The 14,318-nt window shown below is 63.1% G+C and carries 16 protein-coding genes; 5 read left to right on the top strand and 11 right to left on the bottom strand.

Features of this window, described 5'->3' with window-relative positions; all coding sequences use genetic code 11:
- Positions 1-11 precede the first annotated feature (11 nt).
- From NKJ12_RS22350 to NKJ12_RS22340, 3 genes are all read right to left on the bottom strand, one after another.
- Complete coding sequence (locus NKJ12_RS22350; RefSeq protein ID WP_352705154.1) at positions 12-212, bottom strand: RNA-binding protein; 201 nt, start codon at positions 210-212, stop codon at positions 12-14.
- Positions 213-921: 709 nt separating this feature from the next.
- A complete protein-coding gene (locus NKJ12_RS22345; RefSeq protein WP_352705152.1) occupies positions 922-1,779 on the bottom strand; it encodes an EamA family transporter in 858 nt (285 codons plus the stop codon).
- A complete protein-coding gene (locus NKJ12_RS22340) occupies positions 1,776-2,390 on the bottom strand; it encodes a nitroreductase family protein (RefSeq protein WP_352705150.1) in 615 nt (204 codons plus the stop codon). Before NKJ12_RS22340 ends, NKJ12_RS22345 begins: the two co-directional genes overlap by 4 nt.
- 110 nt (positions 2,391-2,500) lie before the next feature.
- On the opposite strand from NKJ12_RS22340, the gene NKJ12_RS22335 reads away from it, so the two are divergent.
- Positions 2,501-3,502: a LysR family transcriptional regulator gene (locus tag NKJ12_RS22335; RefSeq protein WP_352705148.1), complete on the top strand. Its 1,002-nt coding sequence runs from the start codon at positions 2,501-2,503 to the stop codon at positions 3,500-3,502.
- A gap of 30 nt (positions 3,503-3,532) precedes the next feature.
- Positions 3,533-4,306: a FadR/GntR family transcriptional regulator gene (locus tag NKJ12_RS22330; protein WP_254819087.1), complete on the top strand. Its 774-nt coding sequence runs from the start codon at positions 3,533-3,535 to the stop codon at positions 4,304-4,306.
- Positions 4,307-4,332: 26 nt separating this feature from the next.
- On the opposite strand, the gene NKJ12_RS22325 is transcribed toward NKJ12_RS22330, so the two are convergent.
- From NKJ12_RS22325 to NKJ12_RS22305, 5 genes are all read right to left on the bottom strand, one after another.
- Positions 4,333-5,439 carry a Gfo/Idh/MocA family protein gene (locus tag NKJ12_RS22325; RefSeq protein WP_352705146.1) on the bottom strand — a complete coding sequence of 369 codons (1,107 nt, stop codon included), beginning with the start codon at positions 5,437-5,439 and terminating at the stop codon, positions 4,333-4,335.
- A gap of 32 nt (positions 5,440-5,471) precedes the next feature.
- Positions 5,472-6,284: an ATP-binding cassette domain-containing protein gene (locus NKJ12_RS22320; RefSeq protein ID WP_254819104.1), complete on the bottom strand. Its 813-nt coding sequence runs from the start codon at positions 6,282-6,284 to the stop codon at positions 5,472-5,474.
- 14 nt (positions 6,285-6,298) lie between these two features.
- The gene (locus NKJ12_RS22315) at positions 6,299-7,414 is read right to left on the bottom strand and encodes an ABC transporter permease (RefSeq protein ID WP_352491125.1); all 1,116 of its coding nucleotides are present in this window, start codon (positions 7,412-7,414) and stop codon (positions 6,299-6,301) included.
- Between the two features lie 205 nt (positions 7,415-7,619).
- Positions 7,620-8,588 carry a rhizopine catabolism ABC transporter substrate-binding protein gene (locus tag NKJ12_RS22310; RefSeq protein ID WP_023675817.1) on the bottom strand — a complete coding sequence of 323 codons (969 nt, stop codon included), beginning with the start codon at positions 8,586-8,588 and terminating at the stop codon, positions 7,620-7,622.
- Positions 8,589-8,655: 67 nt separating this feature from the next.
- Positions 8,656-9,531: a ChbG/HpnK family deacetylase gene (locus NKJ12_RS22305; protein WP_352705144.1), complete on the bottom strand. Its 876-nt coding sequence runs from the start codon at positions 9,529-9,531 to the stop codon at positions 8,656-8,658.
- A 44-nt stretch (positions 9,532-9,575) separates the two neighbouring features.
- On the opposite strand from NKJ12_RS22305, the gene NKJ12_RS22300 reads away from it, so the two are divergent.
- The 3 genes from NKJ12_RS22300 (at position 9,576) to NKJ12_RS22290 (ending at position 11,851) form a co-directional block, all read left to right on the top strand.
- Positions 9,576-9,980 carry a hypothetical protein gene (locus tag NKJ12_RS22300; protein WP_352705142.1) on the top strand — a complete coding sequence of 135 codons (405 nt, stop codon included), beginning with the start codon at positions 9,576-9,578 and terminating at the stop codon, positions 9,978-9,980.
- Between the two features lie 13 nt (positions 9,981-9,993).
- Positions 9,994-11,238, top strand: a complete 1,245-nt coding sequence (locus NKJ12_RS22295; RefSeq protein WP_352705140.1) for a DegT/DnrJ/EryC1/StrS family aminotransferase — start codon at positions 9,994-9,996, stop codon at positions 11,236-11,238.
- Between the two features lie 169 nt (positions 11,239-11,407).
- Positions 11,408-11,851 (top strand): SRPBCC family protein, encoded by a 444-nt coding sequence (locus NKJ12_RS22290; protein ID WP_352705138.1) that lies wholly within the window; start codon positions 11,408-11,410, stop codon positions 11,849-11,851.
- Between the two features lie 31 nt (positions 11,852-11,882).
- Here the strand turns inward: NKJ12_RS22290 and NKJ12_RS22285 are convergent, their stop codons facing one another.
- From NKJ12_RS22285 to NKJ12_RS22275, 3 genes are all read right to left on the bottom strand, one after another.
- Positions 11,883-12,248: a GFA family protein gene (locus NKJ12_RS22285; RefSeq protein WP_352705136.1), complete on the bottom strand. Its 366-nt coding sequence runs from the start codon at positions 12,246-12,248 to the stop codon at positions 11,883-11,885.
- A 193-nt stretch (positions 12,249-12,441) separates the two neighbouring features.
- Positions 12,442-13,908 (bottom strand): rhizopine catabolism transcriptional regulator MocR, encoded by a 1,467-nt coding sequence (gene mocR, locus NKJ12_RS22280; RefSeq protein WP_352705134.1) that lies wholly within the window; start codon positions 13,906-13,908, stop codon positions 12,442-12,444.
- Positions 13,909-13,912: 4 nt separating this feature from the next.
- Entirely contained in the window at positions 13,913-14,119 is a 207-nt protein-coding gene (locus NKJ12_RS22275) for a LacI family DNA-binding transcriptional regulator (RefSeq protein WP_352687507.1), read from the bottom strand.
- Positions 14,120-14,318 lie beyond the last annotated feature (199 nt).

Below are 14,318 nucleotides of genomic sequence, written 5' to 3'. Positions count from 1 at the left end.
CAGCAGCCTTCCTAGCGATCTCGGCGTGCCCGCACCGGCGTCATGGTCTCGGCGCGCTCCTTTCCGCCCTTTGCGCCAAGTGCCTTTGCGGCAGGGTCTTTGCCGTCGTCCTGCACGTCGTCGGCTTCCTCGCCGGTAGCAATGCGCATGACGCGGACGGCGTTGCCGATCACGTCGGCGGGGCGCTTCTGGCCTTTAGGTCCGGTTGGCATTCAGCCTCGCCCCAAGCGTCCGCGCATCATTTATACCTTCAGTTTTAAGGGCATCGTAGTCGGACCCGTGGCGTTCGACCGAACGACCGTCAAAATGACGGCCACGGATTCGGTAGTGGCCAACCGATATCTCGTCAGCCACGAACGTCCAGCACTCCAATCCATCTTGCGTGAAACTGAGCACTGTCGCTCTCCATGCTTTCGGGTAAGCATATAGGCGTTTCCGCCTTGGCCGACAAAACCCGGATAGGCGCTTTCGCGAGCTTTGGGAGATCAGTGATATCGTCGCGCTGATCCAAGCCAAAGAGGCAGAGAAGCCTATGGTCCGCGGACAAATAGCAGGGGAGTGAGGACATTTGGAGTACGAGTGGGCGAACAATCCTCACTTGTTTATTCCAATAACGGCCTGTGTCGTTGTCTTGGCCCTGAGCTTCGCAGCCATGTTCGTCGCACTCCTAAGCATAATTCTGTGCACCGATTTCTATGGGTCAATTGATGAGCAGAACCTTCCATGGAGCAAACGGCTGGGGAGGCGAGACGCAAGGCTTCGTGCTAGATTTTGGTCAGCCCGCTTCCTGATACCGCGTCGGGTGATTGCGTATGGTGCTGTTGTGTTTTTCTGCAGCTTCGGTGCGGTCCCGCTTATTTTAACCGTCTTCGGCCATCCGTCTTGATCGAATTTTCAAACTGACCCACTTCCCGCTCAGGCTCAAGCCTCATTCCGGTTGGGCCGTTGAGCCAGCCAGATGCTGCCGATGACGAAAACGACGCCGGCGATTTGAGGCAAGGTCAGCGTCTGATCCAGGAATACCCATCCAAGCAGCACGGCGGTCACCGGGCTGAGGAAAAGCAGCGATGACACCACTGCGGATTCCAGTCGCGCAATGCCCCGGAACCAGAGGACATAGGTCAGCGCCGCACCGATCAGCCCAAGCCACGCCAGTCCAAGCAGGTTGGCGCCGGTCGGCAGCGGGATGGAAGGCTCGAAAAGCAGAGCCACCGGAACGAGCAGCAGACCGCCGGCGGTCAGTTGCCATGCCGTGAAGGTAAGCAGCGATACTGGCGGTTGCCATTTACGGGCCAATACGCTTCCGAAGGCCATAGAGGCCGCCCCGGCGAGGCCGGCGGCAACGCCGACCGCATCGAGCGCCGCATTCGGGGTCAGCACCAGCAATGCAACACCTGCGATCCCAACAAGGGCGGCGACGATCGCCAACCGGCGGACAGGGCTGTCAAGCAGGGCAGCAGCAAGGAAAATCACGATCAACGGCTGGACCGACAGCACGGTCGCGGCGACCCCGCCCGGAAGCCGGTAGGCGGCGACAAACAACAGGCTCAGGAAGATCGAGATGTTGAGGGCTCCGAGCAGGAAACTGCGTAGCCACCAGATGCCCGTCGGCAGTTGCCGAACGATCGCGAGCAGCAGCAATCCGGCGGGCAAGGCCCGCAGCATCGCAACCGTCATCGGCGAAAAGTTCGGCAGGAACTGCGTGGTGACGATGTAGGTGCTGCCCCATATTGCGGGTGCAATGGCTGTAAGCAACAGATCGGAACGGCGCGTTTTCATAAGATTTCCAGTACTTCGGCAAGAGGGCGGCGGGGCTTTTGCGGCCAGTTTCCGGGCGCGGCGCGGCCGACCGCGATGAGCATCACCGGCACTTCGTTGCGCCCAAGGCCAAACTCGCGCGCCACGCCTTCGGCATCGAAGCCGGCCATCGGACCGGAGACGAGCCCCAGCGCTTCGGCCGCGAAAATCAGCGTTGCGGCGCCGAGCGTTGCCGAGCGCACCGCCTCGTCGCGAGCCGCTAGAGGATCGGCATATTGGGCGCGGGCGCCCTCCCGCCAGCCCGAAGCCATATCCGCCGGCATGAAACCGGCTTCCACGAAAGGAAGCAGCCTTGCATTGAGGGCAGCGTGGTCGGGCAGTACGCCGCAGATGACGAAGGTGACCGCTGCTTCCTGCACCTTGGCCTGGCCATGGGCCACGCTGCGCAACCGCGCCTTTGCTTCCGGCGTCCGCACGGCGATGAACCGCCAATTCTGAAGGTTGTAGGCGGTTGGCGCGCGCGTTGCGAGGCGTGCCAGTTCCTCGACCTCGGCATCCGTCAATGCATGCGAGGCATCGAACCGATTGGCAGACATGCGCCGCTCGATCAGGGAGATTGTGGGGTTGGTCATCATGTCATTCCGAAATTGAGCAAGCCGTTCGGATAGCAGATAGAGAATTTACCAATGAGCGATAATACGCGATAATTGAAAGACATTGTTTACTAGAAGAGAATGATGAGATGGATCGCCTGAGGGCGTTGCAGGTTTTCCGCCATGTGGCGGAACTGAACAGCTTTGCCGAAGCCGGACGGCGGCTCGGTCTCTCTCCTCCCGCGGTCAGCAAGAACATCGCCGAATTGGAGGCGTATCTGGGGGTGCGGCTCATCAACCGGACGACGCGGCGCATGGCCCTGACCGAAGAAGGCAGCATCTATCTGGAGCATGTCACGCATGGGCTCGATGCGCTGGCCAGGGCCGACCAGGTCCTCGGCCCGATCAAGACGGCGCCGAGCGGCACGTTGCGGGTCAGCGCGCCGATGACTGTCACGTTGACGCGGCTTTCGGCTGCCATCCCCGCGTTTCTATCGCGCTATCCCGATTTGAAACTCGATCTGCATCTTGACGACAGGCGCGTCGATATCGTGCGGGAGGGATTTGACCTGGCCATTCGCGGCAGCGACAATCTCGAGGATTCCAGCCTGGTCGCGAGAAAGCTTGCGGTCATGCCGCACGTGCTTTGCGCAGCTCCGTCCTATTTCGAGGAGCATGGCCGGCCCAAGACGCCTGCCGATTTGAAGGCGGCCAATTGCATCCGGTTCAGCCTCTCGGGACACGCGGACATATGGGAATTCCGCAAGGACGGCCGCGTCGAGCGGATCGCCATCGACGGACGATACACGGTCTCGTCAAGCCTTGCCGTGCGCGATGCGCTGCGCGCCGGCTTCGGCGTCAGCCTGATCCCTTATCCCTATATCGAGAGCGACCTGAAAGCAGGCCGGCTGCAATCGGCCCTGGACGACTGGGAAAAGGTCGAAACCACGCTCTACGCGGTCTATCCGGCACGGCAGCATCTTGCCCCGAAAATCCGCGTCTTCCTTGATTTCCTGATCGAGGAATTCAATCGGAACAAAGAGAAGCTGTTTGTGCCGCTCCGGCGTGAGCGCTCGGCAAAGCGCGGTGTCGGGGAGGGGACTGAGGCGGAAAACCAAACTGAGATATTGCCGTCGATTTCATCTCCTTGACACGCCTCCAAATCCGGACTTTGTGGAGCTATGCAGGACGCGAAGCCGAACAAGGGAAAGACAGCGGCCGAGGCGTTCGCCGAACGCACGAGCGGTATTCGCCGAGCCGATGCGGCGCGCATACCCGGGTCGAGCGTTCACGCGTCGCTGGCCAACGAGATCGGGCTGAGGATCGTGCGCGGCGACTATCCGCCGGGAACCATCCTGCCCAACGAGGCCAAATGGTCCGAGACCTTCGACGTCAGCCGCTCGGCGGTGCGCGAAGCCATCAAAATGCTGATGGCGAAGAGCCTGCTGTCGTCACGTCCCAAAATCGGCAGCTGGGTCGAGCCGAAGGAACGCTGGAACCTGCTCGATCGCGATGTGCTGGCCTGGTACGCGACCTCGCCGGATCGTGAGGTGTTCCTCAGGACCGTGCAGGAATTCCGCCACATCATCGAGCCGGAGGCCAGCGCCTTTGCCGCCATGCGGCGCACCGACGAGCAGATGGCCGAGATCAGCCAGGCCTGCCGCGAGATGGGCGAGGCGACCAACCTGCAGGAGCGCACGCGCGCCGACACGCGGTTTCACCTCGCCATCCTGCGCGCCTCGGGCAACGATCTGCTGGTGCCGCTCGGCGTGCTGATCGAATCGGCGTTCGATCATCTGTTCGCTTTTACGACGCGGGAACTCGACGATTTGCAGCATGCCCAGAGGCTGCACGAGGCAATCGAGAAGAGCATCCGCCTGCAGCGGCCAGACGCGGCGCGCAACGCGGTGCGCAAGCTGCTGGCCAATACCGACAGCGTCATCAAGTCCAGGTAGCGGCCGTTCGGCTACAGGTTGAGCGCTCAGTCGAAGGGTGCGGTCGCCAGATGCCGCCGGGTCAGCCCGATCAGCAGCGCCTGGTCGCGGGCGGCGTGTTCGGGTGGGTTGACGACGGCATCGCCATTGACGATCGCTGCCCAGAAGCCACGCATCTCTTCGACGAAGGCTTCGGCGTAACCGGCACGCAAATCTTTCTTCGACAGCGTGTGACCGTCCGAGGTCGTCACCGTCAGCCGGGTCGGATGATGGTTGAGCCAGGGCGAGGGGAATTCGAGCTCGAGGCTGGCATCGTCGAAGAACAGCGTGATCCGCTCCTTGTAGTCGGCGAGCTTGGGCACGGTGAGATGCGTCATGGTCCACAGTGCCTGCCCGTCCAGCAGCCTGACGGCGCCGTGGCCGCCGTCGCCATTGGCAAAGATCTGCGCGCCGACGACCTCGCCGTCCGGCACGCCGAGCGCATCGAGCAGGCCATGGACGGCGTTGACATCGTGAATCAAGGCCGAGCTGTAAGCGCCGGTAAATCCACGGAAAGCGAGATCGGTCAGATGCACGCCGACGGCCTCTTCGACCTGGCGCTTCTGCTTGGCGGCGACAGTGGCGACCATGTCTTTTGGGATATCGGTGCCGCGCCTGTAAGGCTGGTGGGTGATGAACGGCCAGGCGTCGGGATCGTTCACTTCCACCGAGACCGCGCGCAGCGTGCTTGATGTTCCAGGCAGCGAAGCGAGCGCCAGCCGGTAGCTCGGATCGAAGCGCTTCATATAGCCGACCTGAACGATTTTCCTGGCGGCGTCGCGCGCGGCGATGATCTCGGCGATTTCCGCCAGCGAATAGCAAAGCGGCTTTTCGCAAAAGACATGCAGGCCAACCGCCAGCGCCGCCAGCACCTGTTCGTGATGTAGCGGGTCCGGCGAGCCGATCACCACCGCGTCGAGGCTTTGGTCGAAGAGCTGGTCGATCGTTTCGAAATTGGCAATGCCATGCGTGTCGGTGACGAACTGCCGCGAGATCCTGGAGGGATCGGCGACCCCGACCAGCTCGAACAATTCACTGAGGCGCAGCAGATTGGGAATATGCTCGAGCTGCGAGATCATGCCGGCGCCGACGACCCCGACGCGTATCCTGCTCATTGGATCATTCCCCGCAATGTCCGATTGTCAGCTCAAGGCGCCGCAGGCGGCCGGTTGCCGATCTGGGCGAGCAGGCCGGCAATCTCCGCCTCGACCGCCTTCAGATCCTCGCCGCCCGACATGATCGAGATGACCTCGTCGCGCGAGATCTCCGACTTGGCGTAGGTACCGCGATTGCGGCCGCGGTTGAGCAGGGTGAAGGTGTCGCCGACCGGATAGGCATGGTGGATGTTGTGGCTGATGAAAATGACGGCCAGGCCCCGCATGCGCGCTTCGATGATGAATTTCAGCACCATCGCCGCCTGGTGGACGCCGAGTGCGGAGGTCGGCTCGTCGAGGATCAGCACGCGCGCACCAAAATGCACGGCGCGGGCGATCGCCACTGACTGGCGCTCGCCGCCCGACAGCGTGCCGACGGCTTGCGTCGGATCGCGCACGTCGATGCCGATATCGGCCATCGCCTGCCTGGCGATGGTGTTGGCGCGCTCCTTGTCGATGCGCGAGAAGGGCAGGCTGCTTTTGGTCGGCTCGCGGCCGAGGAAGAAGTTACGGGTGATCGACATCAGCGAGATCATGCCGAGATCCTGGAACACCGTTGCCACGCCGAGCTCCTGCGCGTCGCGCGGGCTGCGGAAGGTGACCGGCTTGCCGTCGACCAGGATTTCGCCCTTGGTCGGCCGGTAGACGCCGGACAGAACCTTGATCAGTGTCGACTTGCCGGCGCCGTTATCGCCAAGCAGGCAGTGGACCTCGCCCGGATAGACCTTGATGTCGATGTCCTGGAGGGCGCGCACCGAACCGAAATTGACGCTGACGCCGCGCAGTTCCATTGCTGGCGCGGTCATTTGGGCCGGCTCGGTCATTTGCCACCTCCGCGGCCGAGCGCCTTCAGCCTGATGTAGTTGTTGACCAGCACGGCCATCAGGATGACGATGCCGAGGAAGACCTTGAACCAGTCAGTGTCGATGCCGGTGTAGAAGATGCCCATCTGCACCAGCCCGAAGATCAGCGCGCCGAACAGCACGCCATAGACGGTGCCGTAGCCGCCGGTGAGCAGCACGCCGCCGATGACGGCGGCGATGATCGCCTCGAATTCCTTGAGCAGGCCGCGCGTGGTGTCGGCGGAGCCCGCCTCCATCACCTGGATGGTGGCAAGCAGCGTCGCCGCGCAGGCGGTGTAGATGAACAGGCTGATCTTGACGCGATCGACCGGCACGCCAACGTTGCGGGCTGCGATCAGGTCGCCGCCAGTGGCGAAGATCCAGTTGCCGTATTTCGTCTGGGTCAGCACGTAGCCGGCCAGCGCCGTCAGGCCAAGCCACCAGACGATCGACATCGGAATGCCGGCGACGAACGGGATGCCGTCGCTGCGGGTGGCGATCCAGCCTTGCGCGCCCATCCAGTGGAACAGGCCGGTGAGCAGATGGCCGTTGAAAATGCCGGCCGTCGCCGGATCCGGTGCGCCTTCGAGTATGTAAGGGATCTGGGTGCGGCCCGTGACGGCGCGGGTGATGCCGATCGACAGTCCGCGCAGGATATAGAGCGTGGCGAGCGTGACGATGAAGGAGGGCAACCGCGTCTTCACCACGATCAGGCCATTGAGATAGCCGGTGAGGATGGCAACGGCGAAGGCGCAGGCGATGCCGCCCCATAGCGGCAGTCCCCAGTACTTCACCGTCAGCCCGATGACAACACCGGCGAAGCCGACCATGGAGCCGACCGAAAGATCGAACTCGCCGGCGATGATGAGGAGTGCTGCCGCGGTGGCGACGATGCCGAGCTCCGCCGACAGCGTCAGGAAGGTCATTGACCCCTGCAGCGAATAGAGGTTCGCCGCGCCCGGCAGCAGCGCAAAGATGATGATCGTCGCAAGCAGCCCACCGGCGGCACCGGCTTCCGGCCGGCGCAGCCACTGGGTCAGCTTGCCGGTGCTGGCCAACCGTTCGTCGGCGCCGGCGGCCCGCTTCGACGTCATGCCGAAGCGGTCGGTCGCCTTCAGTTCGCCCGGAGATATAGCCTTGTCTTCCACGACCGCCATTAGGCTCTCCAATCGCTCAAATCGCAATCTTCGAAGGAACGGGAGAGCGCTTGGCGCATTCTCCCGTTCCGTCGGAGCGCTGGCCTAAATTTTGATGCATGTCGTTACCGCAAAACCGCTGCACACTTTTGCGCGACATGCATTAGCGGATGCCTTCTTTGGCGAGCGCCAGGATCGCCTTGGCTTTTTCCGGCGAGTCTATGAACAGCGGTCCGGTATAGGCGTTGTTCTGCGGCCAAAAGCCGTGCGTCGCTTGCTCGACCAGATAGATCACCGGCAGATAGCCCATCAGATATTGCTGGGCGTCCATGCCGAAGCCCATTTCGCCGGCCACGACCGAATCGAGGACCTCCGGGCTGATGTCGAATGTGTAGAGCTTGAGCTTGCCGAACAGTTCCTTGTCGCGAAACATCGGGATCAGCGGGTTGGCGGCGGTGGCGCCGAGCGCAAAGACGGCCTGCGTGTCGGGATGCGCGGACAGATAGGCTTCCGTGCGGCGCTGGATGTCTGCGGGATCGGGCGCCACGGCCAGAACCTCGGTGCCGCCGCCGGAGGGCTTCAGCCCGTCATTGAGGCCCTGGCAGCGCTGGTCGAGGCTGACATTGCCGACCTCGTGGTTGATACAGACGACCTTGAGCGTGCCTTCCTTGGCCAGCCGCTCGCCGGCCTTCTTGCCGGAATCATATTCGGAAACGGTGCCGACATAGAGCGTCGTGCCGAGCTCGGCGCCTTCCTTTTCGCCGGAATCCAGAACCACCATGGGAATATTAGCGGCAAGCCCGGATTTGACCGATTTGCCGAGCGCATTGGCGTCGGCGATGGAGACGGCGATACCGTCCGGCTTGGTGGCGATAGCGGCGTCGAGAAGCCGGGCCTGCTCGACCACGTCGAAGACCTGCGGCGCGTAATATTCGACCTTGGCACCGGTAAGGGCGGCCGCGTCATCGACGCCGCGCTTGACCACCGACCAATAGGGATCGGATGCCGACCCATGCACTACGAAGGTGATGCGGACGTCCTTCGGATCCTTGAGGCCCGCGGCATGCGCGATACCCGTCATCAGGCCCGCCGAAACGAAGGCGCCCAATGCCACTTTCAGAAGCGTTTTCATCTTATTCTCCCATTTGTCGTTGCAGTTCCAATCCCTCTGGCTCCGTTTTCCGGCCCCCACGATCGGCTCACGTTGCGGATCGGGTGGCCGCTTTGCGGGCCTTTGCCGACGCCGATCGCTGTTCGCCCACGGTGTTGCCGCGGGCTGTTGTTGATGATCGCCCGGCCGAGAGCGCTGCGCGAAGCTCCTCGCGCAACGGCTTCATGCCGATGACATCGATCGGCTGTGCGGCGAGCCAGTCGCGAAAGCCCTGGTCGCGGAACAGCTCGTACTCTTCGGTGCGAATATAGGCGGAGCGCGGCTCGATCAGCTCGAGTTCACCGGGCGCGTTGCAATGCAGGCAAAAGAAGGTCAGGCCCTCGCGCACACCCTCGATGAGCGCTTTGTAAGCGGGCTCGATCGACCTGGAACGCGGCCGGCCCCAGGTTGTCTGGATCGCGGCGTCGAAAATGGCAAAGCCGCCGGCGCGGGCCAGCGCCACGCCGCGCTGGAACGCCTCCTCGGTAACGCCGACCAGATTGTCGTTGGGGGAATAGGCGGACAGCGTCTTGGTCAGCAGCACCGGCAGCTGATATTCGAGCCCGAGCTTGATGTAGATGTTGCAGAATTCCGGCGACAATGCCGCTCCCATATGCGCGTCGAGGTGGGTGACGTCGATGCCGGCGCGATAGGCGGTGTCGATCTGGGCGCGAAGCTCGGCCTCGACCGCCTGCGGCACCGCCTTGCGGCGCGTGGTCGCCACATCGGGCCAGAAGAAGCCGAACTCGTCGGTCAAGCCGGCCGCCCGCGACGGCGCGGTCAACGGCCGCCATTTGTAGTGCTGCTTCTCGCTGTTCAGCGTCAGGTGGACGCCAAGGTCGAGGGCAGGGTTGGCGGCGGCGCTTTCGGCCATTTCGAGGAACCACGGGCACGGCACCATCACCGCGCCGGAACTGCAGACCACCCAGCCCGCTCAATTCGAGGAAGGCGCTGTTGGCGCCGTGGCACATGCCGGCATCGTCCTCGTGGAGCACGATCCGTTTGCTGGAGCCGGCGGCGTTCACGAACGGCCGCCTTTCCGCCGGCACGCCGGTTTCGAGGGTCTTCCAAAGTGTGTCCCGTATTTCATGGAACCAACCGTTTGCCCAACTGGCCGGAATGGAACGCCGAAACCTGCCTTTCCGACAGGGCCACTTTGGCGAATTCGGATGGGTACGATTTGTCTGCCGGCTGAGACACTTAGCTGCCGATTTCCCCAATCACGGTTCAAAACCAGTCATAGGAACCGTCTTCCGGGCGCAGATGGCTTGGTCGAATAGCGGCGGAGTGGTTCTTTCAAACCGTGCCGACAAGCCTACAGCTGTCCACACCATCAAGCGACCACATTATCAAGTGACCCACACTATCAAGTGACTGGAGGCCTGTCATGTACACCGCCGGCGAAGAGGAAATCGAAGCCATTGCCAAGGTGATCCGCTCGGGCGCGCTGTTTCGTTACGGCAAGGACAGCGAATGCGACCGCTTCGAGGCCCGCTATGCGCAGCATCTTGGCGTCGAGCATTTCGCGCTGGCCGCCAGCGGCACCTATGGGCTCGCCGCCGGCCTGATCGGCCTCGGCATCGGCCCGGGGGACGAAGTGCTGGTGCCGGCGCACACCTATATGGCGACCGCGACCGCGGTGCTTTCGGTCGGGGCCATTCCCGTCATCGTCGACATCGACGAGAGCCTGACCATCGATCCCATCGCCTTGCGGGACGCCATCGGGCCGCGCACCAGGGCGGTCATCCCGGTGCATATGTGGGGCGCGGCCTGCAACATGAATGCGATCATGGACATTGCGGCCAAGCGCGGACTGCTGGTGCTGGAGGATGTCTGCCAAGGCATCGGCGGCGGCTATGAGGGCCGCAAGCTCGGCTCGATCGGCCATGCCGGCGCCTATTCCTTCAACTACTTCAAGAACATGACCTCGGGCGAGGGCGGCGGTATCGCCACCCGCGACCCGAAAGTTGCTGAGCGGGCGCGCTGCGCCATCGACCCTTGCCATTTCTACTGGCAGGGCAGAAGCGACAGCATCAAACCCTTCGCCGGCATCGGCGCGCGTGCTTCCGAACTGATGGGGGCGATGCTCAATGTCCAGCTCGACCGGCTGGACGGCATCATCGAGGCGATGCGGGCAGAGAAGAAGACGGTGCTGGCCGGTACCCGCCACCTTAGCAATCTTGGGCTGACGCCGTCGCCGATGAACAGCGCGGACGACGACTGCGCCGCACAGGTGATGTACCTGCTGCCGAGCGAGCAGGCGGCGCAGACTTTTTCGAGGACCATTCCGAGCGTCGTTGCCGGCAAGACCGGCCGTCACAATTTCACCCAGTGGGACCAGGTGCTGATGCATGAAGGGGCGCATCACCCCGCGCTCAATCCCTACGCGCTGCCCGAGAACCAGGGCCTGCGGCTGGATTATCCCGACGACCTCGGCAAGCGCTCGCTCGACATCCTCAACCGCACCGTGATGGTCGCCATGAACCCGGCGCACAGCGATACCGATATTCAGGACATGATCCACAACATCGACGCGGCGGCGCGGGTGGCGCTGGAGCATGCTTCGCTCGATGATATCGAATTGCGCAAGGCGGCACCTGTTGACCTGCAGAAGTTCGACAGTGTGAACTAGACCAGTTCCGGCGCGGTTTGCTCCCCTGCGGTCGAGTTCCTTGTCCGGTGGCCGGCCGAGGATTCCGGCCGGCATAACCAGCCGCCAAAAAATCCGCAGGCCCGTGTCGGATAGGCCGGGCTCCGCTCGTCCTAGGGGGCATCGATCACCAACACGGAGGATTAACGATATGCCCGGCACCGTACGGCTGCACCGCGTTCTGACAACCAGCCCGGAGAAAGTCTACCGCGCGTTCCTCGAAGCGGATGCACTTGCGAAATGGCTTCCGCCGAACGGCTTGACCTGCACGGTTCATCACTTCGAGGCGAAAGTCCGCGGTACGTTCAAAATGTCGTTCCGCAACTTCACCACCGGCGACAGCCACTCGTTCGGCGGCGAATATGTCGAGCTCGTGCCCAATGAGCAACTGCGTTACACCGACCGCTTCGACGACCCCAACCTGGCCGGCGAGATCGAGGTGACCGTGACATTGAAGAAAGTGTCGGTCGGCACCGAAGTGAATATCACGCAAGCAGGTATTCCAGACGCCATCCCGGTTGAGGCCTGCTATCTCGGCTGGCAGGAGTCGCTGCGAAATCTGGCGAAGCTCGTTGAACCCGAGATCAACCAGTAAGATAAAGCGCTGCCCTGGCGGGTCGGCGTCGCTAACCGGAAACCCAGGGATGACGCCGTTCTTCCCACCCAACATGTGCCGGGGCCGGAAAGGCGGGATCGGCGAAGCAGCCGACCGCGACGGCGATCCATTCAGGCTTTCGCTCGGGCTCCCAGAAGACGCTCGAGCCGCAGCCCGGGCAGAAATGGAAAGTGACGTGGTGGCCGCTCCCAGCTGACCGCCTGTAGGTCCTGGCGTCGCCTCCGGCTTCTACCTTGTCGCGCGCAAAGAAGGCGGCGACGCCGTATGTGCTGCCGGTCCGTTTCTGGCAGTCGAGGCAGTGGCACTGTGCGACCAGCTGTGGCTCTCCGTTACAGGAGATCCTCAGTTGCCCGCAGGCACAGGATGCGGTTCTCATGGCAATCCTCATGGTTCAGATGAATGCGTTGCCCGCCTATACCGGCGGTGGGCATGCTTCTGGTTTTCGGGGAGGTTCGGCCTTGGGAAGCGCGCTTTGCGCGGACGCCGAAAAACAAGGACCGGCGTCCCATATTCCTAATCACTGCGGACGACCGATTCAACCCCGCGGTGAACGAGATGGAGAGCCGGCTCTAGCTTCTATCCAATCTTAGGAACGCGGCGCGCAGCGCCAGCACGGCGCGCAGGATCTGGCGTTCGTCCATCGCCGCATAGCCGAGCAGCAGCCCGTGCTCGGGTTCAGTGGAATGATAGTTGATCGAGATGCCCTGGACATCGAGCCCCTCCTTGACGGCGGCGGCGACCACGTCGCTGTCCTTATAGGGCTTGACGAAGCTCGCCAGCAGCTGCATGCCGGAATCGTTTTCCGTGACGGTCAGCCATTCGGCCAGATGCTCCTGGCACAGCTTGACGAAGTTCACCTGCCGGCGCGCATAGAGCCGGCGCATGCGCTTGAGGTGCGTGGCGAAATAGCCCTGCCTGATGAAGTCGTTGACCGTTGCCTGCAGGATCAGCGGCGCGAACTGGCCGGTGATGCTCACCGCCCGGTCGAACGGAACCGACAATTCGCGCGGCACGATCAGATAGCCGATGCGCAGCGCCGGAATCAGCGTCTTGCCGAAGCTGCCGATATAGACGACGCGGTCGGCATGGTCGAGCCCGCGCAGCGCCGGCACCGGCCGGCCGCGGAACCGGTATTCGCCGTCATAGTCATCCTCGACGATCCAGGCGCCGTTGCGTTCGGCGATGTCGAGCAGTTGCAGCCGCTCCTCGATGCGCATGATGGTGCCGAACGGCCATTGGCAGGATGGCGTCACATAGATTAGCCGCGGCGGCGGCAGCTCCGGATCAGCAAGATGCCAGCCGCGCCGGTCGACCTTCAACGGTGCCAGCTTGGCGCCGCTGGCGAGAAAGGCGCTTTTGGCGCCGAGATAGCCGGGCTCTTCCATCCAGACATGGTCGCCTTCGTCCATCAGCACGCGCGAGACCAGATCGAGCGCTGCCTGCGCACCGGTGACGATGATCACCTGGTCGGCGGTGCAACTGATGCCGCGCGACAGGCCGATGGTCGAGGCAATGGCCTGGCGCAGGCCGGGGTGACCGGCAAAGGAGAGATAACCAAGCAGACTATCGTCGCGGCTGCGTGCATTGCGCACCAGAAGGCTTGACCAGATGGTGAACGGAAACGATGCCGTTTCAGGCACGCCGGGATGGAAATTGATGACACCGGCATTGCGTGGCGGTTGCGGGCCGTTGACGATGGTCTGGCCACGCCGCGACAGCTTTTGCGGCGCTGGCAATCCGGCGCGCAGGGATGCCAAGGGGCGGTTCTGCTGGATCGGCGCCACCCAGGTGCCCGATCCGGCACGCGCCTCGATAAAACCTTCGGCAAGGAGCTGGTCATAGGCGGCGATGACCGTGTTGCGCCCGACCTTCAGATCTTCGGCCAGCGAGCGCGTCGACGGCAGCAGAGTGTTCTGCGGGATCTGGCCGTCAAGGATGAAGCGTCGCAAAGCGCCGTAGATCTGCCGATGCATCGGTTCTTCCGAGGCGCGGTCGACCGACATGATGTCGAGGGAGAGGCGCATGTGGTCGGGCAAGGCACTATCCCCCGACGAACCGGGCGGCGCGGGCGATCTTTTCCTCGTTGAGCCGGCAGACGGTGTCGAGCACCAGCCGCCTGGTTTCGGGACGGATCTCGCGGCTGTTCTTCAGCGCGCGATGCACGGTGGCGGCGCCAAGTTCCGCCTTCTCGGCAATCTCGCGGATGGTGCAAAGCCGTTCTATGCCAAGCGCAGCTTCGAAAGCCATGTCGCTCCTCCTCGGTTGCATCAAGGCACGGCTTCCGGCCGGCCTCAAGCTTGAAAGTCGTGGCTTGAAATCCAGAGCCGGGTTTCTGCGATCCGCACCGCGTAGGGAGCAAGGCGGCGCGGATCGCCGGGCGCTTTCGCGTCGCTAACCCATCGAGGCGCGCGCCCATTATGTTCCTCCGGCTCGCAATGCGGGCCGG

Source organism: Mesorhizobium sp. M0195 (assembly GCF_040322115.1).
Lineage (GTDB): Bacteria > Pseudomonadota > Alphaproteobacteria > Rhizobiales > Rhizobiaceae > Mesorhizobium.
This window is presented reverse-complemented; position numbering and strand designations above follow the sequence as displayed.